The organism is Cupriavidus sp. FW305-27 (assembly GCF_058787995.1).
Map to the genome: position 1 here is coordinate 16,183 of NZ_JBYTAG010000048.1, position 20,612 is coordinate 36,794.

15 protein-coding genes and 1 pseudogene are annotated in these 20,612 nt (G+C 66.8%); 11 read left to right on the plus strand and 5 right to left on the minus strand.

Annotated features, from left to right (window positions below; genetic code table 11):
• Positions 1-150: 150 nt before the first annotated feature.
• The 4 genes and pseudogenes from AC3WRI_RS21930 to AC3WRI_RS21945 form a co-directional block, all read right to left on the minus strand.
• Positions 151-1,929, minus strand: a complete 1,779-nt coding sequence (locus AC3WRI_RS21930; protein ID WP_492294101.1) for an alkaline phosphatase D family protein — start codon at positions 1,927-1,929, stop codon at positions 151-153.
• A gap of 329 nt (positions 1,930-2,258) precedes the next feature.
• The gene (locus tag AC3WRI_RS21935; protein WP_058698645.1) at positions 2,259-3,293 is read right to left on the minus strand and encodes a Zn-dependent oxidoreductase; all 1,035 of its coding nucleotides are present in this window, start codon (positions 3,291-3,293) and stop codon (positions 2,259-2,261) included.
• Positions 3,294-3,305: 12 nt separating this feature from the next.
• A pseudogene (gene manD, locus AC3WRI_RS21940) lies at positions 3,306-4,537 on the minus strand (D-mannonate dehydratase ManD).
• 19 nt (positions 4,538-4,556) lie between these two features.
• Positions 4,557-5,321 (minus strand): GntR family transcriptional regulator, encoded by a 765-nt coding sequence (locus AC3WRI_RS21945; RefSeq protein ID WP_011615407.1) that lies wholly within the window; start codon positions 5,319-5,321, stop codon positions 4,557-4,559.
• Between the two features lie 161 nt (positions 5,322-5,482).
• Between AC3WRI_RS21945 and AC3WRI_RS21950 the strand changes: the two genes are divergently transcribed.
• The 3 genes from AC3WRI_RS21950 to AC3WRI_RS21960 all read left to right on the plus strand — a co-directional run bounded on the left by AC3WRI_RS21950 (position 5,483) and on the right by AC3WRI_RS21960 (position 9,966).
• Positions 5,483-6,979 carry a mannitol dehydrogenase family protein gene (locus AC3WRI_RS21950; protein ID WP_010809551.1) on the plus strand — a complete coding sequence of 499 codons (1,497 nt, stop codon included), beginning with the start codon at positions 5,483-5,485 and terminating at the stop codon, positions 6,977-6,979.
• 36 nt (positions 6,980-7,015) lie between these two features.
• Positions 7,016-8,035 carry a TRAP transporter substrate-binding protein gene (locus AC3WRI_RS21955; protein WP_010809552.1) on the plus strand — a complete coding sequence of 340 codons (1,020 nt, stop codon included), beginning with the start codon at positions 7,016-7,018 and terminating at the stop codon, positions 8,033-8,035.
• Between the two features lie 62 nt (positions 8,036-8,097).
• Positions 8,098-9,966, plus strand: coding sequence for a TRAP transporter large permease (locus AC3WRI_RS21960; protein ID WP_058698646.1), 1,869 nt, complete (start codon positions 8,098-8,100; stop codon positions 9,964-9,966).
• Between the two features lie 79 nt (positions 9,967-10,045).
• On the opposite strand, the gene AC3WRI_RS21965 is transcribed toward AC3WRI_RS21960, so the two are convergent.
• A complete protein-coding gene (locus AC3WRI_RS21965) occupies positions 10,046-10,582 on the minus strand; it encodes a response regulator transcription factor (RefSeq protein WP_492294077.1) in 537 nt (178 codons plus the stop codon).
• Between the two features lie 454 nt (positions 10,583-11,036).
• Here AC3WRI_RS21965 and AC3WRI_RS21970 point away from each other — a divergent pair, with 454 nt between their 5' ends.
• From AC3WRI_RS21970 to AC3WRI_RS22005, 8 genes are read left to right on the plus strand one after another with little or no spacing between them, the layout of a single operon-like run.
• Positions 11,037-12,179 (plus strand): hypothetical protein, encoded by a 1,143-nt coding sequence (locus AC3WRI_RS21970; RefSeq protein ID WP_058698647.1) that lies wholly within the window; start codon positions 11,037-11,039, stop codon positions 12,177-12,179.
• 36 nt (positions 12,180-12,215) lie between these two features.
• Positions 12,216-13,292 carry a serine/threonine-protein kinase gene (locus AC3WRI_RS21975; protein WP_492294079.1) on the plus strand — a complete coding sequence of 359 codons (1,077 nt, stop codon included), beginning with the start codon at positions 12,216-12,218 and terminating at the stop codon, positions 13,290-13,292.
• Complete coding sequence (locus AC3WRI_RS21980) at positions 13,282-14,628, plus strand: hypothetical protein (protein ID WP_492294081.1); 1,347 nt, start codon at positions 13,282-13,284, stop codon at positions 14,626-14,628. The genes AC3WRI_RS21975 and AC3WRI_RS21980 overlap by 11 nt, the downstream gene beginning before the upstream one ends.
• Positions 14,629-14,677: 49 nt before the next feature.
• Entirely contained in the window at positions 14,678-16,756 is a 2,079-nt protein-coding gene (locus AC3WRI_RS21985; protein ID WP_492294083.1) for a hypothetical protein, read from the plus strand.
• Between the two features lie 21 nt (positions 16,757-16,777).
• A complete protein-coding gene (locus AC3WRI_RS21990) occupies positions 16,778-17,863 on the plus strand; it encodes a hypothetical protein (protein ID WP_010811754.1) in 1,086 nt (361 codons plus the stop codon).
• Between the two features lie 59 nt (positions 17,864-17,922).
• Positions 17,923-18,789, plus strand: coding sequence for a hypothetical protein (locus AC3WRI_RS21995; RefSeq protein ID WP_439670577.1), 867 nt, complete (start codon positions 17,923-17,925; stop codon positions 18,787-18,789).
• Positions 18,786-19,460, plus strand: coding sequence for a hypothetical protein (locus AC3WRI_RS22000; RefSeq protein WP_010811752.1), 675 nt, complete (start codon positions 18,786-18,788; stop codon positions 19,458-19,460). Before AC3WRI_RS21995 ends, AC3WRI_RS22000 begins: the two co-directional genes overlap by 4 nt.
• A gap of 12 nt (positions 19,461-19,472) precedes the next feature.
• Positions 19,473-20,528 carry a DUF4438 domain-containing protein gene (locus tag AC3WRI_RS22005; RefSeq protein ID WP_136227772.1) on the plus strand — a complete coding sequence of 352 codons (1,056 nt, stop codon included), beginning with the start codon at positions 19,473-19,475 and terminating at the stop codon, positions 20,526-20,528.
• The last annotated feature ends 84 nt before the right edge of the window (positions 20,529-20,612 follow it).

Below are 20,612 nucleotides of genomic sequence, written 5' to 3' on the forward strand. Positions count from 1 at the left end.
TGCTTGGGGGCGGTGGAGACTGGCCGTCATGCAGACGGCGGCATCAATGGCGCATGGTATGAATCCTCCGCGGATGGGGTTTGAATCGGCGAGGCATGGGCACGCATGCCTGAGCACACCGCCCCGCCCTACTCTCTGACTCGATCCAGATTATAAGTTCACCGGATCGGTAGCCAGCAGGTGATTGGTGAACGCCGCCTTGGTCTCGCACCGCCACGTCGCCCACAGCTTGCAGCCGTTCGGGTTGTCCGTGCCCCGGTCCAACTCGATCGCAAGCCAGTTCCTGGCCGGCATCACGTACCGGTTGGATCCGGGGAAGAGCATCATTTCCGCGGACAGGTTGACATCAAGCGCCTGCTTCGACTGAGCGACGTTGTTCAGCACATGGAAGAACAGACGCTCCATGACCCCGACCAGCGAGGGATGCACCACGGCAGTACTGGTCAGCTGCTGTATCTGCGCCCAGTTGTCCTTCGGCCCCACATCTTTTCTGCAGGCGACACCCCAGGCCGCGACATGGACATCGCCAGAGATGATCGTGACCCGCAGCTGCTTCTGGCTGGCGGTCTTGAGCAAGGTCTCCACCAGGCGCTTCCTCTCGCCCTCGTGGTCGTCGTGGGTCCAGTGGTCCTTGAGGTCATCGGCACTGCTGTCGAGCACATGATCCTGGCCAAAGTTGTCCAGGAAGGCTTCGGCCAGCGACAGCTTGGGATGCACCACGGGCACGGAAGACATCAGCAGCAGATGCTGGCAATTGATGCCGCCGGGGCTGGCGGCATCGCCCGACTCGATCCCCGACAGCCACCGCTGCAGTGCGCCCCAGGTACCGGGTCCAAGCACCTGTTCCTGGGATCGTTCGGTCCTCAGGTCGGCAACGATCACGCTGACTGGGCCAGCCGAATGCGCGAACGTGAACCCCGGCTGCTCGTCCAGCAACGGCAGCGCAAGCTTGTCGCCGGACAGCACCTGAGACCACTTGACCGGTTCGAACAATGGATCGTCAGACCGGACCCTGACGTCAGTGCGCGGCACCAGGTCGGGAAGCTGCTCGACAGCATGCTGCATCTGGAACACCCAGAAGGCCCGGCGCGCATGGAAGAACAGCCGCTGGAACAACGGACTGCGCTGCATCTCGGAGCTATAGGAACCCCAGCCGTCGAAGATGTCATGGCCATCCCACATCATCACCGTGGGGATCCGTGCCATGGCCTGGGCAGCATCGAGCGGCTTGTCTGCGCTACCCCACCCTGACCTTGCATGAGGCAGCCAGCGCTCGCTGTAGTGCTTGAAATAGTAGTCCTCGATTTCCTTCTCGAGGTCAGCGTCCACCGGGTACTGCAGCTGCTCCTCGCGCGTCAACCCGATCCAGCGCTTCAGCAGCTTGAGGTCTTCCCAGATCGAATCGAAGTAGATCTGGTCGCCGCCCATCAGCATCAGATGGAAGCGCTGGTTGCCCTGGTCATGGGTACGCGCCTCGTGCCAGAGCTGCTCCTTGTCCAGCTCATAGCCTGCCGGACGGATGTCCTTGTCGTGGTTGCACAGCAAGTCCGCCCAAACCGCATTCTCAGCCTTGACCAGCTTGCGCATGCCGCTCGGGTCGGAGAATCCGTTGCACGAAACATAGGCCATGCGCGGCGCGTAGCCCTTGCCGGGCACGGTAAAGTGCCACGCTTCCCCGACACCTTCGATGCTGTACGGTACCCGCCGTTCGTTCTTGCGCAGCTTGCAGGACAAGTCGTAGCGCAGATAGGTGTGGCCCGCATGCTGCAGCAGGATCACCGGCTTGCCGGCCTTGCGGCCCTCCACGGTGACCGGAGGAACCCTGGCTTGATCTTCGATGCCGATGAGCGCCGTCACCTTCCATGAGCCATCCGTTCCGAGGCCACGAAACGACAGCACGGGTCCGAGCAGTAGCTTGCTCATTGCGATGGTCTCCCTTTGGTCACCATTTGTTGTTCGGCCGCGGGCTGCGCTGGCGCGATCGCCGCACAAAGCCTGGCGCCGCAATGGGACGCCGGCCCTGCCGGGGACATAAGGTGAACGAAGAGAGAATGCGCGTCAAGCGCCACCTGCTGATTACGCAAGGGTCGTCGACGCTTCAGACACCCCGCCCTGTGAGCCGCGCCAACGTCTGTTCCAGCTCGCGACGATCCGCCTGCCGCTTGGCGGCCGAACGCTGGGCCAGGTTATGCAAGTTGCGCCGTACGCCCGGCAACTCACCTGCGTGAGGAATCCCGATGAGCCCGAAATCCGCCATGTCAGCCACCATGGCCAAAGTCAAGCAGCACCTTGCAGCATTTGCCCGGATTGCCCTCGGCCAGTGCAAACGCGCCGGCAACATCGCGAAAATCGACGTGGTGCGTGACAATTTTCCCGGGATTGACCAGGCCTTTCGCGATCCAGTCAATCACCGTCGGGAACATCGCGCAGTTAAGCCGCGAGGCATACAGCGTCAATTCCTTCCTGGTGAGTTCCTGCTGCGGGATCGCCGATGGCGTCGGCGAAAAGCCCAATACCCCGATACGCCCGGCCGGTGCCGCAATGCGCACGGCCTCCTCCAGGATGGCCGGATGGCATACGGCATCGAAGATCAGTGTCGGACCGCCTTCCACGCCTCGCGCCGCCAGCGCCTGTTCGAGGGGCTCGCGCGCGGTGTTGATGACTTCGTCCTCTCCCGCACCGCATTGCCGCGCTAGCGCCAGGCGCTCGTCGAGGTGATCCGTGATGAAGGCGCGGATGCCATGGACGCGCTTGAGTACCTGCATCAGGTTGAGCCCGACCGGCCCCGCGCCATAGATCAATGCCACATCCTGCGCAAGCACGCCGGTGCGGTGCGTGACATTGGCAGCCACGGCAAACGGCTCGATCACCGAAGCGCTGGCTTCGGGCATGCCGTCCGGAATCACATAGGCATTGCCGGCCGGCACGCAGGCGTACTCGCTGAAGCCTCCGTCGCGATGCACCCCGATCACCTGGAGCCGGCTGCACACGTTCTGGCGGCCGATCCGGCATGCGTGGCATTGTCCGCAACTGATGACCGGATCCGCCACCACGCGCTGGCCGATGCGCGACGCATCCACCCCGGCACCCACGGCATCGATGGTGCCGACGAACTCGTGGCCGATGACGCGCGGATACGCCACGAACGGATTGTGACCGCGGAAGATATGCAGGTCGGAACCGCAGATGCCGGCATAGCGCACGCGTACGCGCACCTCGCCGGCAGCGGGCTCCGGCATTGGCCGCTCGCATACGGCCATGCTGTTGGGTTCTTCGACAACAATGCTAAGCATCGGAAACTCCGGCTACCAGTGCCACATCGCGCCATCCGCCAGCCGCGCAACCGGCAGGTAGGCACGTTCGTAGGGATACTTTGCGGCCAGTGCTTCGTCGATATCGACACCAAGGCCCGGCACCTCGTCCATGACCAGGTAGCCGTCTTCAAAGCGGTAGTTGTGGGGAAAGACCGCATCAGTCAGTTCGCTGTGCGGCATCAGTTCCTGGATGCCGAAGTTGGGCGCCCACAGCCCGAAGTTGACCGCGGCCGCCATGCACACCGGCGACAGGTCGGTCGCCCCATGGAACCCAGTACGCACCTGGTACATGGCCGCAAAATCCGCGATGCGCCGCACATGGGTGATGCCTCCCGCGTGCACGATGGTGGCGCGGATGTAGTCGACCAGTTGCTCGCTGATCAGCGTCTTGCAGTCCCAGACCGAGTTGAAGACTTCCCCCACGGCCAGCGGCGTGGTGGTGTGCTGGCGGATCAGCCGGAACGCCTCCTGGTTCTCTGCCGGCGTGGCGTCTTCCAGCCAGAACAGGCTGAAGGGCTCTAGCGCCTTGCCGAGCCGCGCGGCCTCGATCGGCGTCAGGCGATGGTGGGCGTCGTGCAGCAGGTGGGGCCCGAAACCCACGGCGTCGCGCACCTTGCGGAACAGTTCAGGCGTATGGCGCAGGTAGAGCGAAGTATCCCAGGGCTCTTCCGACGGCAGGCCTTTCTCGGCGGGCTCATAATGCCCGCCACCCTTGCCCACGCCATACACCTTGCCCAGGCCGGGCACGCCGGACTGCACGCGGATGGCCTTGTAGCCCTGCTCCACATGACGCTGCACGGCCTCCACGGCCTCGGCGTGGTCGCGCCCGTTGGCATGGCCATACACCATCAGCCCCCACCGGCTTCTGCCGCCCAGCAACTGGTACACCGGCATGCCGGCCAGCTTGCCCTTGATATCCCACAAGGCCATGTCAATGGCTGCGATGGCGGTCATCGTGACCGGGCCGGGGGGGGGGGGGGGGGGGGGGGGGGGCGCCAGTAGGCGCCGCGATACAGGTATTGCCAGATGTCCTCGAGGTTGCGGGGATCGCGCCCGATCAGGCACGGAATCACGTGCTCGTCCAGATAGGCCTGGACCGCCAGTTCCCGCCCGTTGAGCGTGGCATCGCCCAGGCCATGGACGCCTTCATCCGTCATCACCTTGACCGTGACAAAGTTGCGCCCCGGACAGGTGACAATGGTTTGTACCGATTCGATCTTCAAGTCGCCTTCCCCCGCGAGGTCAGTCAGTGAAATAGCTCTCCGGCGCCTGCTTGCGCAACGCCTGGAGGTGCTCGGTGATGTGGTTGATATGCGAAGCGACGCTGGCCCCGAGGCCCGCGACATCGCGTGCCGCCATCTGCGCCAGCATCTGCTCGTGCTCCTGCAGCGCGCGGCTGGCGTGGTCGGCCACCCGGCCCAGCAGCAGCCAGCGCACCCGGTCGAAATGCCGCTTGATGGGCTCGAGCATGGCCCAGACGTTGTGCCGGCCCGCAAACTCGAACAGCCTGCGGTGCATCAGCTCATCCAGCTCCGAGAACAAGTCGGTCTGGTTGCCGGCGACGGCGGCGCGCTGGCGCTCGACGATGCTGCCGAACTCCGCCAGTTGCTCGCTCGTGATGGACAGCGCCAGCTGCACGTGATTGGCGCATTCCAGCGTGCAGCGCACGAAGCGTCCCTCTTCGATCAGCGAAGTGCGCACCGGCGCAACGATGGTGCCGACCTGCCGGTAGATCTGCACCAGCTGCTCGTCTGCCAGCATGGCCAGCGCTTCACGTACCGGCGTGCGGCTGACCTCGATTGCCTGGGAGATCGCCGCCTCCGACAGCGCCATGCGCGGGGGCAGCGTGCCGCGCACGATGGCTCGCTGCAACATCGCATGGACCTGGGCGGTGTAGGAGCGGTCCTTTTCCAGCTGGAATCCAGCCAGCGCACGGGTCAGGACCTCTTCGGCATTGAAGGCTTCCTGGGAATTTTCGCGGACAAGCGAGATACGGGAGGCGCGCATTTGGGGTCGGTTATTTGAGTGTCACTGCCATGGTAGCACGTCGCCATTTTCCCAATGGTTCGGCGTAAACCCGCATGGATTCGCCAAATACTCGCGACTACAGTGCACAACACCGCCGCACTACCATGGCAGTAACCAGAGAAATGTGATCCTATATCGATATGCAGCCCATTTCCGCCACGGCAGCACGCCATCAGCGCCTCTCACAAGAAGCCCTTCTCAAGGTGCGTGCCGGGGTCGAGCGTCCTCGCTACGATCGCTCCGGCCTGGGCCGGGGCATCGTGCATCTGGGTCTGGGTGCATTCCACCGCGCCCACCAGGCGCTGTACACCGAAGCCGCCCTGGCGCAGGGCGATACCCGGTGGGGAATCATCGGCGTCAGCTTGCGCAGCCCCGCCACGGGCAACACGCTGCAAGCCCAGGACCATCTCTATTCGGTCACCGAGCGTCATGGCGATGCCAGCCACACACGGATCGTCGGTGCCGTGGTTGCGTCGCTGTATGCGCCACAGGCCCTGAAGCAGGTAATCGACGCCATCGCTGACCCGGCGGTCAGCGTCGTCACCAGCACCGTGACCGAGAAGGGTTACAGCCAGCTCCCGTCAACGACCGGGCTCGACCTCGGCGATGAAGACATCCGCCACGACCTGGCCAACCCGGAGCGCCCCCGCAGCACCCTCGGCATCCTTGCGGCGGGCATACGCCGCCGGCCGCGCGGCGCCCCGCTCAGCGTGGTGTGCTGCGACAACATGGCGGGCAACGGCGACACCTTGCGTCGGCTGCTTGCACAGTTCGCGGAACTGTCCGATCCAAACCTGCCACGGCGCATCGAGGACGAGATCGCACTGCCCAATTCAATGGTCGACCGGATCGTGCCGGCCGCCAGCACAGCATCGCTCGACCTGGCCAGCCGGCTGCTCGGCGTGCGCGACGAAGCCGCCGTCGTGTGCGAGCCCTTCACGCAATGGGTCATCGAAGACCGTTTCGCGGGACCACGGCCCGCATGGGAAGCCGGTGGCGCGCTGCTGACGACCGATGTCCGGCCTTACCAGGCGATGAAGCTGCGCCTGCTCAACGGCACCCATTCGGCAATGGCCTATGCCGGTCAGCTTGGCGGATTTTCCAGCATCGCAGACGTCATGGCGAATCCCGCTGCCGCCGCATTCGCGCGGGGCGTAATGCAAGACTTGCGCGCCACTGTTGCGGCGCCGCCAGGCTATGACGTCGACCGCTACTGTCGCGAACTGCTGCATCGCTTCGAGAATACCGCCCTCGCCCACCTGACCGCACAGATCGCGACGGATGGCACGCAGAAGATCCCCGTGCGCTGGCTGCCCGCCTTGCGCGAAAGCTGCAGCGCGGGCGTCGAACGGCCATTCCTTGAGCGTGCGCTGGCGATGTGGCTGCATTACCTGCGAACCGGCCGCAGCGACTGCGGCGAGGTACTTGCGATCAGCGACCCCGGCGCCGCGGCATTGGCCGATCGCCTGCGCAGCGCAGGCTGCGACGCCGATGCCGCGCGCCAGGCGCTCGGCCATGCCGCCGTCTTTGGCACCACGCCGTGGCCCGCGCCCCTTGCCGCCCGCCTTGCCGCTTACCTGGCGGCACTGGCAAACCGCGGCGCGGCGGCATTGCTGTCCATGCCGCCGCGCCAATAAGGCGCCAGATCTTTCAATACAGGAGCACACATCACCATGACCTTCTCCCTGACACGCCGCCAGTTCGGCGCCCTGGCCGCAGGCAGTCTCGCGCTTGCATTGCCGGTACGCCACGGCCTTGCCCAGGGCGCCGGCATCCGGCTCAAGTACGGCACGGCGTTTCCTGCGGACCATCCGGGCACACTGCGCATCAAGGAAGCCGCGGAGGCCATCCGCAAGGACACCGGCGGCAAGGTGGATCTCCAGGTGTATCCCGCCAGCCAGTTGGGCAGCGAGCCCGACATGATCTCGCAGACCCGCGCCGGAGCCATGGATTTCATGTCCACTGCCGGCACCAACCTGCAGACGCTGGTGCCGACCGCCGGCATCAACGGTGTCGCCTTTGCCTTCAAGGACTACGCCACGGTCTGGGCGGCCATGGATGGCGACGTCGGCGCGCACGTGCGGGCAGCGCTGGGCAAGGTCAACCTGCACGTGTTTGAAAAGTGCCTGGACAACGGCTACCGCAATATCACCTCGGCCAGCCGGCCGGTTCAGACCCCTGCGGACCTGAAGGGCTTCAAGATCCGCGTTCCCGGCATCCCGCTCTGGATCTCGATGTTCAAGGCGCTTGGCGCCGCGCCGACCGCCATTCCGTTCGGCGAGCTCTACTCCGCGCTGCAGACGCGGGTGGTGGACGGCCAGGAAAACCCGCTCGCCCTGATCCGCAGCGCCAAGCTGTACGAAGTCCAGAAGTTCTGCTCGCTTACCGCGCATACCTGGGATGGCCACTTCATCTTCGGCAACGCCAGGAAATTCCAGGCGCTGCCCAAGGAAGTGCAGGCGACCATCGCCACCCATTTCGACAGCGCGGCGCTGCGCCAGCGCGAAGACATCGCCAGGCTAAATGTCGATGCGCAGGCGGAACTGGGCAAGCTCGGCATCGCGCTGAACCGGCCCGATCCCGCGCCCTTCCGCCAGTTGCTGCAAAGCGCGGGCTTCTACACCGAGTGGAAGAAGAAGTACGGCGAGGAAGCCTGGGCCAAGCTCGAGAAATACGCGGGCCGCCTGGCCTGACGCCATACCACCAGACTGAACGAGAAGCCGCGCCTCAGCGCGTGCCGAATGGAGACACGACGATGGAGCACACTGCCGAAACCTTCGCTGGCGCACCGCAGGAACCAGGCGCCGCCCTTGCCGTGTGGGGCCGCGCCATGCGCTGGGTCGTGGAGATTCCGGCCGCGCTGATCGTGCTTGCCGAGATCGCCATCCTGGGCGGTGGCGCCTTCGCGCGCTATGTCCTGCATGCGCCGATCCCCTGGACCGATGAACTGGCCAGCATCCTGTTCCTCTGGCTGGCGATGCTGGGCGCCATCATTGCGCTGCAGCGCAGCGCGCATATGCAGCTGACCACCTTCATCAAGGACCTGGCGCCGGGCAGGCGCGCGTGGCTCGATGCCTTTGGCATGTGGCTGGTGGTGGCGTTCCTGCTGATGCTGGTCTGGCCGGCCTACGAGCACCTGAGTGAACACATCGAAGTCTCGTCGCCAACGCTGGAGATCAGCGAGGGCTATCGCTCCGCGGCGGTGCTCGCCGGCGCGCTGCTGATGCTGGCGACGGCCGTCATCCGGCTGGTCGCGCAGGCCGACTGTAAACGGGTTCTCGTCAGCGGCGTGGCGGTAGGCGTAATCGGGGCAATCTTGTGGGCCTTGTCCCCGGTGCTGGCAGAACTCGGCAACATCAACCTGGTGATCTTCTTCCTGCTGGTGCTGGTGGTATGCGTCGCCATTGGCGTGCCGATCGCCTTTGCCTTCGGCCTGGCCACCATGTGCTACCTGGCCTTCACCACCACGACCCCGCTGTCGATCGTCCCGAACCGCATGCAGGAAGGCATGTCGCACCTGATCCTGCTCGCCGTGCCGCTCTTTGTCTTCCTGGGCGCGCTGATCGAGATGACCGGACTGGCGCGCGCCATGATCAGTTTCCTCGCCAACCTGATCGGGCATGTGCGCGGCGGCCTGCAGTACGTGCTGCTCGGCGCGATGTATATCGTGTCCGGCATCTCCGGCGCAAAGGCAGCCGACATGGCAGCGGTCGCGCCCGCGCTGTTCCCGGAAATGAAGCAGCGCGGCGCCAGGGACGGTGACCTGATCGGATTGTTGTCGGCGTCCGGCGCGATGTCCGAAACGATCCCGCCCAGCATCGTGCTGATCACGGTGGGATCGGTCACCGGTGTGTCGATCACCTCGCTCTTCATCGGCGGCCTGATGCCTGCGGCCGTGGGCCTGGTCATGATGGCCTGCGTAGTCTGGTTCCAGACGCGCAAGGAAGACATGAGCACGGTGGTACGCCCTACGCGCGCCGTGATCGTGAAATCGCTGCTGGTGGCCCTGCCGGCCCTGGCCTTGCCCGTGATCATCCGCACCGCGGTAGTGGAAGGCGTGGCCACCGCGACCGAAGTGTCCACCATCGGCATCTTCTACGCAGTGCTCGCCGGCATCTTCGTCTACCGGCGCTTCCACTGGCGCAGCATCTACCCGATGCTGGTCGATACCGCTGCGCTGTCCGGCGCGATCCTGCTGATCGTCGGCTGCGCCACCACAATGGCGTGGGCGCTGACGCAATCGGGCTTCGCCGGCGACCTGGTGAAGATCATGTCCGCCGTGCCGGGCGGCAAGACCGGATTCCTGCTGGTGTCGGCGCTGGCATTCGTCCTGCTCGGCAGCCTGCTTGAAGGCATCCCGGCCATAGTGCTGTTCGGCCCGCTTCTGTTCCCGATCGCAAAGATCGTCGGCGTGCATGAAGTCCACTACGCCATGGTGGTGATCTTCGCCATGGGCCTGGGCCTGTTTGCGCCACCGTTCGGCGTCGGCTTCTACGCGGCTTGCGCCATCGGGCGGGTCTCGCCTGACGTGGCCATGCCGCGGGTCTGGCCGCACATGGCGGCGCTGCTGGTGGCTTTGCTGCTGCTGACACTGGTGCCTTGGTTCTCGATCGGGTTCCTGTGAATGCAGTCTTTCGTGCACCCGTCGATGTCTGCCTGAAAAATCGTGTCGTTCCTTCCGGTTAGCCGATACCGGACCGCTGTCAGGTTTGGGCGCCGTCCGCGCCTCCAGCGCATGCCTGCATATAGCAGAACACCATCGCCGCGCGCGATCGGACACCGAGTTTGCAGTAGATCGTCTTGAGATACGAGCGGACGGTAAATTCGCTGATATGAAGCCGGCCCGCGATCTGCTTAGTCAAATAGCCCATGCAGACGAGTTGCACGATCTGCAGTTCGCGCACGGTCAACACGCTTCGCACATCGGGGACGGCGGGACGCGGCTCGCCGGCCGGCAGCGGCGCGGCCGCCGGCACGGCCACCGGATCAGCGATCAGGGCGTAATAGTTCCCCTCGAACTCGAACTGGGTAATCTCGCCTTCCCCGTACGCCCCCCCGCGTGGCGCACGCAGGCCGCCTACCTGCAGCAACCAACATCGCCGGCCGCCCAGTTCGACCTCGCAGACCTCTCTCCCCCAACTGCCCGACCGGATTGCCGCCGCCCCGTACCCGGCCGTGGGCGAATCCCCTAATGCGCTGTACGGTGCCAGCAGCGCGCCCCGGCGGAATCTGTGAAGCATGGTTTTTCCTTCTTGTCGTTCCGCCTGGCAACACGACGACGAGCGAACGGCACGCCGGATGCCCGCATGACGGCACAGCTCAACTGCCGGCTTCGAGTCCGCATTCGTATCCATGCGCGCTGACAAGCTGCGTTCCCCTGAGTCAGGCTGCAGTGCCCCCGCTGCACTTTTCCCTGACACAGGCCGCTCGAAACTTCTTTGTTTTGGCATATGGCCGGTGACTTTGCAAGGAAAAAGCGAGAGCGCAAGCAGGCTACCCCATTCCGGCTACGGCAAGGCGGCACGCCCCGCCTTGCGGGCCCGTTGTGCCGTACCCCGATGCGCCGGTCCTGTCGCGCCCGGCCGGTCGCGCGAATCCCGCCGTGCCAGAGGCATCGGGCGATGCGGCGGGCACCTCGCCGCATCTAGAGTGGCCATGACAGCGGCATGACACACGGCCGCGTGGAGGCATGCGATGAGCGACCAATTCGACAATGACCTGATGGAAGACCTCAGTTTGGACGAATACGCCAGTAGCACGGACTACGGCGACACGGCCGACGACGCCGCCGATCATGCCGCGCTGCAATCGGGCTTGGCGCGGACCGCGTCCCCGTTTGACGAGGACGGGGGCGACGATGCTTTCACGGACGAGACAGATTCGGCCGATATGGCGGCCGCGCAAGACACCGACATCGGCGACCACATCGACCAGATGGCCGTATGGAACGCCTTCGAGGAAGAAGTAGCCGACGGCCTCGACGCCGCCGACGACGACGAATTTCTCGGCCGCCTGCTGGGCGGCCTCGGCCGCGCGGCCGGGGTGATAAGCCGCCAGGCCGGACGCATGCAGGGCGTCGCACGAAGGGCGGGCCGCGTGGCGGGACAGGTGGGCCGGGTGGCGCAGGCTGCTTCCCCCACCGCCAACGCGGCGGCCGCCCTTGCGCGCATGCTGGGCGCGCCGAACCTTGCGCGCGGCCTGCAAACCGCTGGCCGCCTTGCCGGGGACGTCAGCCACGCGGCGCGCCAAGCGCGCCGGCAGGCGGGCGCCCTCGGCACCCTTGGCGGCGGCACTCAGGACATGCTCGCGCAGATCAGCCAACTGCTCGCCTCGCAGGCCAGCGCGAGCCAGGGCATGGACGCGATGATCGATCTCTATGCCAACGACGGCATCGATGAGGCCCTGCCCGCAGCGGTGGCGCTCGCCACGCGAGCCGCCGCGCGCGGACTCGGCCTGTCAAATGTGGCGCAACTATCGGCCGCGGGCCGGCGGCAACTCGTGCGCGGCGTCGCCAGCGCGGCACGCGAACTGGTGCGCGCAGGCGGACCCGGGGCCACACGCGCCCTGGCACCGCTGGCGCGCGCCGCCACCCGCGTCGCACGCCAACGCCAGCAACCGCCGAACCAGGCCGCGCGGGCGCTGCGCCGTGGGCTGCCCCAGGCCGCGCGCCGCGTCGTCGCCAATCCCCGCATGCTCGATCGCCTGGCGCAACCCGCTCCCCCTGGGCCGATGGCCCGCCCCACAGGCATCGGCCGCGGCGTGCGCACCATCCGGCCGAGAAGACCCCGGACCTTCCACTTCGGCGGACCTGTGACGCTGACGGTCGCACCCCGCTGAGCCAATCAACTTGAGCCGCACACCAAGGAGCACACCATGGACCGATTCGAGGCCGATGTAATGGACGAGCTGATGGATGAAGCCGCCGAGGGCCCCACTCGAGGCAGCGCGATGGACCTGATGCACGACGACGGGTACGACGAATCCGACGAGGGCAACGACAGCTACGACGAATGGGATGAAGGCGAGGACAACTTCGTCGGCCGCGTGCTCGCAGGCGGCGCGACCCAGTATGACGAAGGCGAGGACGAGGGCGATACCTACGAGGACGTGGACGGCATCGACTCCGTCGACGAATACGAGGCCGCCTACGACGAACTGGACGGCATGGAGGACGCCGTGGCCGATGCCATGGAAGCCGGTGACGCCGACGAGTTCTTCCGCCGCCTGCGGCGCATGGCGAGCGGCGCGGTCAATGTCGCGCGCCGCGTGGGGCAAGGCATTGGGCAGGCCGCGCGTGTGGTGGGACCGATCGCCAGCATGATTCCTCTTCCACAAGCACAGTTGATCGGGCGCATCGCCAATGTGGCCGGGCGCATGCTCGCCGACGGCGCCGACGAGTATGAGACCTTCGACGAACTGGTGGATGGACTCGACGAGGATGCGATCGACGCCGCCGCGCCGGTGCTGGCCGGCATGGTACTCCGCCGCGCCCTCCCCTCGGTCGCGCGCGCCGCGCCCGCCGTGCGTCGCGCCGCGGTGCGCGGCGTGGCCCAGGCGGTGCGAACGGCCACCCGCACCAGCGGCGCCCCCGCGGCACGCGCGGTTGCACGCGCGGTGCGCGCCACGCAACGCACAGTGCAGGCGCGCCAGCTGCCGCCGCGCGCCGCTGTGCGTACCGCCACCCGCACCGCGCAAGCCGTGGCACGGCGACCCCAGGCGGCGCGCCAGCTGTCGCAGCCGCTGGTGCCTGCGGCGCGCCGGGCCACGCCGCGCGGCCGCGGCGCGCAGGCCGCCGCGCGCACGATAGCGCCGTTAGCGCGCCGTGTCGCGGCAACCGGCCCGCGCGCCCAGTCCCGCAGCTATGGCGGCCATGGCGTCGGCTGCCCACACTGCGGCGGCCGTCGCATGCATGTACGTGGGCCGGTGACCATCATCGTCCGTGGCGCATGAATCGTCGCCAGTGACACCGATCGGAACGGGGCCGGCCATGAACCTGCAGCGATTCCTGAGCGCAAAGATTCGCGGCCTGTCCGCGCGCCTGTCGCGGCTGGCCCGGGTCGACAACGCCTTTGTCGGACTGCGCCCGCAAGACATGCCCTATGCGCCTTCGCAGCAACATTTCGACACGGCCAACGCGCGGCTGGCCCAGGCCGAGCAACGCATCCGCGCGCGCTTCGATCAGATGCTGCCGGACTGGCAGCAGAGGCCTGCGCAACGGGTGTTGATCGACGTGGCGCTGGTCGAGCGCGAACTTGACCGCGCGCGGCGGCTGTTCGGCATGTTCTACGAAGTGTTCGCGCAGCGGGGCACGAGCTTCGGCCCGTCGCTCGCCGCGCACGACGTCATTGCCGAAGACTGCTACCGCGCCGTTCGACGCGCCGCGCCACGCGTCTTCGATGGCCCGCTGCTCAAGCCGGTCTGCTACATGGAGCACGGCTATTCTCCCGCGACGATGCGCCGTGGCGTGGCGCTGTCGCGGCTGCTCGGCGAGGCCAATCCCTTTCCGCTGATCCGCATACCCTGGGACCGAGACCAGCCGTGGCAATCAGTCTTCCTGCATGAAGTCGCCCACAACCTGCAGGCCGACCTCGGCATCTGGAGGGAGAACCGCCAGGCCGTACTCAGGCGCACCATGGGCAAGACGCGCGATCCCTTCCTCGCCACCGTCTACGGCCGCTGGCACAAGGAGATCTTCGCGGACCTCGCGGCCATCCTGCTCGGTGGCCCGGCGGCGGCCTGGGGCATGGCGGATTTCCTCGCGCACCCCCAGCCGCGCACCATGACCTACCGGCCCGGCGGCGCGCATCCCACCGCCTACCTGCGTGTCTACCTGCTGGCCGAAATGCTACGCCGGCTCGGCTTCGCGCGCGACGCCGCACGGTTGTTACGGGTTTGGCAAAACCTGTACCAGCCCTCCGCCGGGCACCGCATACCCGCCGCGCTGATGCTGAGCGTGCCGCGCATCGTGCCGGACGTCGTCGACGAGATTGCGTTCCAGACGCGCCGCAACCTCGCCCAGCGCGCCCTGGCCGACATCATTCCCTTCTCGCGTGACGACGAGGCGGCCATTCGCGAAGGCGCGCGGCTGCTTGCGTCCGAACGTGAAACCGGACTGCCTCCCCGCCACCTCGTGAGCGCCGCGCACTACGCGATAGTGGACGGGCGCATCCCGCCGAGGCGCCTCGCGCACTGCGTGATCGGCCAGCTGAGCGCGCGCATGGCCTCGCGACGCCCGCGCGCAGCGCCGTACGAGCCGCAGCCTGCGCTATTGCACCTGGTGTCGTAGGCGCGCACGACAACACGCATCACGCCGTTCAACGCAACAGAGGATCACCATGGCCTATCCCGCGATTCCCCAACCGGTTCCGTCCGGCTCCGACGGCAAACCCATGAGCATCGGAAACAGCCAGCGGCTCGCCTTCGATACCCTGCTGCGGCGCGAACTGAAGATCGGAGATCCCAACGACGCCCAGCAGATCGCGAGAGCATTGCTGGACCGCTACCAGTCCGACGCGCGCGCGCAGGGTATCGGCGGCGAGGCTCAGGGACTGCCGTTCCTGAATACCGCGGCTCCACGGCCCTCGGCCATCGCTGCGCCGGAGGCGACCGCGACCAATCTGGATCTGGATCAGGCCCGGGCGGATGTGGAGCAGGATCTGCAGCAACTGATCGCGAGCAACCTGACCAAGGACATCCGGCCAGAGCTGGAGGGGTGGCATCAGACCCTGTCCCTCACCATCGACGATGGCGTCGCGGCGGCACGCCAGTCCCTCGACCCCTACAGCCGGGACCGGGCTTTCGCCGCACGGCGGCGCCTGGGCGAATATGCCAGGCTGGCGCGGATGGTGGGCGCGCTGTCCACCGAGCTGAACGAAAGCTATCGCAATCTCGGGCAGAGCCTCGACGAAGTGGCTGCGGTGCTTCTGGTGTTGATGGGCGAGGCGCTCGCCAATACAGGCTTCCAGGGCGGGCGCACATTACTGCGCGTGCCCTACTCTGAACTGCAGGCGCGGCGCGACCAGGTGCTGGTGTGCCTGCGCAACATGTCGGGCGTGGCCCAGGAATCGCTGGACCAGAACACGATGCCGCGAGGCCTGGCCGCCTATCGCGGCCTGCACGCCAGTCTCGAAGCGCATGGCCAGTCGGACCTGCGGGCACTGCTCCACGAAGCCGACCTTTCCCGTGCGATGGACGAAATGATCCAGCTGTGTGCGGGAGGCTCGAGCGACGGGCTGCGCCGGGTCGGCGCGACCGCATGGAACATGCTCGGGCGGTTCTCGCGCTTCGTGCAGGTGACGCTGCACCTGCCGGTCCGCGACGCGCCACCGCTGCTGGCGTTTCAGGACGCCTTGCAGTTGTTCGTGGACGGCTTCCAGGCTTCCGGCGGCCTGCGCCTCCTGCGCATTGCGCGTCCCAGCGTACTGATGTATGGCCTTTACGGAGGGAGCGGCACCACCTTTGCCGAGCAGCGTCTGATGAATCTGGTCAGTCTGCGCGGCAGATTTGCTTCGACCATCGACTGTGTCACCCGTTGCGACTGCGACCCCGATACGCTCAAGCTGCAGGTCCTGCTTGACCGTGTCCTGCACGATCTCGACCGCGCAATCGATCTCTACGCCAACGGCACCGAAGAGTTTGGCATGCCGGAACAGCGTGCCGCCGCCCACGCCATCTTTGCGCTGGCGCTGCGTTACCCCGATGTCTGGCTCGATGCCGCTGCACCGATGAAGGACATCACCAATCCCGACAACCCGACGGGCGCAATGCTGTCGGAAATGGCCGCACTGCTGATCCCGGCAGGGGTCAGCTTCGCCGCCCCGCAGGATCCGGTCATCCCCGCGCCCCAATGGCGTGTATGGGACAAGCACACCATTGATCACTTCGATCTGACGGGGCCGGCAGGACCGACACCGCTCGCCTGGCTGATGCATGGCGAGCTTGTGCTCCAGCTGCAGGCCGAGCGCGCACTGCGGCCCATCGTCGAACAGATGACATCCGGCTGCATTCCGGCCTCGGATATGCTTGCAGATGCGACGCTCGCCCCCGTCTATCACAGACCGCCACATATGGGGACCTTTGGCAATATCGGAATGCTGCCGGGATACCAGCGCGGCGCGTTGATGATGATCGAGCAGCGCGTGCCCGAGTGGCACCGGCGCAACCGCGACTATCGCGAGCACGCCCCGCAGATTCCGCCACATCCGGACGGCTCGATCGATCGTATCGCGCACGAGTTGGGGGAACGGAATCGCCGGCGACTCCTTACGCCGGGCACGTCCGCCGTGCCGCCCGCCGCTGCCCCCGCCCCTCTCACTCCCGGTGCGGCTGATGCCTTCGACGGCACCGAAGGTACTGGCGCCGACGGTAGCGGAGCGGGCCCTGCGGGTCCCGACGGCGGCCCTGCCAAGGCCTGACCCCCGACGACGGAGCGCATCATGAACTTCCAGACCACCGAAACCATTCAGCGCCTGTGGGAGACCTTTCTGCAGGAGCAGCTGGCCAGCCTGCCGCCCGACCAGCGCGACGCCTTCGCCTCGCAGTTCGAGCAGCGTTACTCTGAACTGTTGTCCAAACCCAATGGCAGCGGGGAGGAAGGCTTCTTCGATCTGCTCGGCCTCGGTCCTCAGGGGGCAGTCGGCTTCGAGAAGATCGGCTATCCCTATGTACAGCCTGACTTCGACGATTCAATCATCCCGAGCCAGTTGCATGCGGCTGCCGAGCTGTACTTTATCTATCAGCACGAGCGCATGAAGATCTTTGAGGTGGTCGAGACCCTGCTGCGCTTGTTCCGCCTGGGGAAGATGCGCATCCAGCGCGGCCCCGGCGCGCGCGGACTCTATCTGCTCGAAAAATGGCGGCCACTGCGCTACACCCGGCAGGACCGCATGGTGGCCTATCGGCGCGCCTTCAACTATGGCACCGCGCAGGCCCCGGCCGGCGCAGTGGTCAACCGCAATTTCCATCGCCAGATGGTCGGCTTCATGGTGGCGATGGGCCAGTACTTCCGCGATCTGCTGATCGGCGAAGTCATCCGGGGCGGACAGCTGATCGACCAGCGTCCCTTCGGCAGCGTCGGCACCATCCAGCGCATCGGGCTCGACCTGCGCTATGCGCTGGACCGGTCTACCTACGGCAATATCTTCGCGCTCGCGATGGAAACCGGGCATTACCTGATCCAGGTGCTCAAGCTGCTGGATTCGCCCGACATCAAGAAGGCCTTTGACGCCAACACCAAGTGGGATGTGGTCGAGATCGTCTCGAATCGCTATCTCGGCGGGGTGGCCGAGCCCTCGCAACGGGCCAAGATGGCCGAAAGCGGCCGGCGGATCCTGCAGTTTGTTGCGGACAATGATTTCAAGACCGCAACCGATCCGATCCTGTTCCAGAGCGTGGTGCGGCCCATGGGCGCGCACGCGGAAGCGTGGGTCGCCGCGTACCGGATGACGCCCGAGGGCCGAGGATTCCCCGGCGTGACACACGCGCTGAACAGCGTGCTCGGCGTGCCGCAGGCTGCGGCCTGACCGTGGCGCGCCGTACATTTGCGCATCCCTGACCGCGGCTGACACGGAGACGCCCCGCCATGCATGCTGAGGACATGATCGTATCGGTACGGCAACGCAAGCTCGCCTGCATCCTCGATCCCGCGCTGGTGCTCGGGTCGCCCTGGGGGCCGAGCCTGGCGTTGCGGCTCACGCGGGTGCTGGAGCCCTGGCTCACGCGCGCGTTCTGGCAGGTCATCGATGCGAGCGAGATGGTACTGCCGAGCCTCTCGGCCAACGGCGCGGCGCTGGACAGCGGCGGCGCCGTGCCGAGGCCGCTCGAACCCGCTCTGATTGCGTGGATCGCGATGCGCGACTGCACCGATGCCGCGTCGTGGCCGTTTCGCTGGGTCGGAGACAACGTGGCCGGTTCCCAGCTCGGCGACGCTGCCGACCATGCCGTGGTCGAGCGCTACGAGGTCCTGCTCGACGCCCTGCTGCGCCGCTGCGAGGGGGCAAGACCGGCGCTCGGCCCAATGCCCTCCCCCTGGTGGGATCCGCTCGCCATCGCCCTCGACACGCTCGCACTCTCCGCCACGCTCGATGCCGCCATCGTGCTGACCACGCTTGATGGTGACGGCGCACCGTGGCCGGTGCATGCCCTGTGGCGAAGCGGCGTCGACGTGCGGCATCTGGACCCGCTGCCTTCCGAATCCCTGTTCGGCGCCGAGCGCTCGCTGCTGCGCGACGCACTGGCAGCGGCAGGAGTGGCCGGGCTCGCCGAACGCCTGCCCAGGCTGGCCGCGCTGCATGTAATGGCGTCGTCGCCGCACCATGCTTGCGTCGATGGCCCGCTGGTCGGGACCGGCCATCATGCCGACCCCTGGCAGCAAGCCACCGCCTGGTGGTATCCCCTTTGCCCCACTCCGGCGATCGGCACACCGGCCCCGCAAGGAGCCGAAGCATGAGCGCAGCAATCGACCAGTTCGTCGACGCCATGCTTGACGATGCCGTTCGGCACTGGACGCGCGAGCGCGGACGCGCCGGGGATGCCGACCCTGCCGTCGGCCGCAACGAATGCCTGCCGGCCTCGCGCGCCCGGCATCTGGCATGCCGTGATCTGGCCGCCGCCGAGGCCCGGCCGCGCGGGCAGCGTCCGGCGCTCATCGTCATCAATAACCTGCGTGGCCGTTGCGCCGAGCAGATCCTGGTCGAACGCCTGTGCCTGCGCGGCTTCGATGTGCGCAACCAGCTCCGCATCGGCCCGCGCAGGGGCGGCTCGGTGCTCGATCTCACGCCGATGCCGGCTGCCCCCAAGCGCCTGCCGGCAGGCCTCGAAAGCAAGCTGCTACACGCAACCGATTACCGCGACGCCAACGGACGGCTACGCCTGAGCCATCTTGCGCGACAGGTGGTGCGCGACGTGGACCAAGTGCGGCGCCATATGCGCCAGTCCCGGACCAGCGCCGTGCCCGGGCTGCCGCAGCGCGTGCGCCTGTTCTATCAGGTCAGCGGACGCGTGACCGATGCGGAGCTGCACCATATCGCGCACACCGTCTACGACGCCGTCGCGGCCGAGAACCGGCGCGCGCCGGGACAGCCGCAGATCGCCGCCACCGTGGTGCGCAGGATGCGATAGGAGATGGTACCCATGTCCCGCCCGATTCCGCTCGTCCAGCAAGCCCTGTCCCGTCCGGCCGGCCGCGACGGTGCACGCCCCGTTCCCCGAATCAATGCCGACGAACTCGTGGCGGTGTCCGTCCTTGGGCAGATCGCGCATCCCGTGGGGCGCGCCTCGCCCTACCGCATTGGCTACGACGGCGTGCCGCGCGTCCTGCCGGGTACCGGCGGCATCGTGGTCAATAGGCGCATCGGCGATCCTTGCGTCGGGTTGGCGGGCGACCATATCGAGCCGGGGGTCGCCCTGCACAACAACGGGCGCGAGATCGTCGGCCCACGCGACGGACCCAACAGCGCCCTGCTGACCTATGCCTGCGTCGGCAATCCGGCCCGTGTGGTCAACGGAGCGTGCGCGGGCCGGACTGGTGTGGTGACGGGCAAGCACGGCGGCGTCAACCACGTGCTGGTGGACTTTCCCACGGAGGTGCTGGTGCGCCTTTGCATCGGCGACCGCATCCAGGTTCTTTCGCATGGACTGGGATTACGACTCCGCGACTACCCCCGAATCGAAGTCCTCAACTGCTCGCCGCGCCTGCTGGCGCGATGGGGCCTGCTGGAGCGCGATGGCCAGCTCCATGCGCCGGTCACGCATCTGGTGCCGGCGCGCGTCATGGGCTCCGGGCTGGGAAAGAACAATGCATGGCGCGGGGATTACGATATCCAGCTGTCGGACCGGCAGGCACGTGAGCGCTACCGTCTGGGCAGCCTGCGCTTCGGCGACATGGTGGCGATCATCGGCGCCGATACGCGGCGGGGGCCGCGCTACGCCAATGACCGCGTGACCATCGGCGTCGTGGTACACGGCGACAGCACGGTCAGCGGGCACGGCCCGGGCGTGACGCCGCTGCTCACAGGCCCCGCCTCGCTGCTGCGGCCGCTGCTCCGCCCGCAAGCCAATGTAGCCGAAATCCTCGGCGTGCGGCGAGCCGCGCCGCCACGTACCCAGCTGACACTGCCGGAGCGCGACCGGCGCGTTCGCTGCGCGGTGCCAGAAGCGCCACCGCGGCTGGCGTTCGCCACGCGGTAGGGCGAAGGTTCTGGTGCAAATACGAAACGCGGGAAGGTCGCGACCCGGTTGTCGGACATCTCAGCAAGCGAAAGCATCGCCATC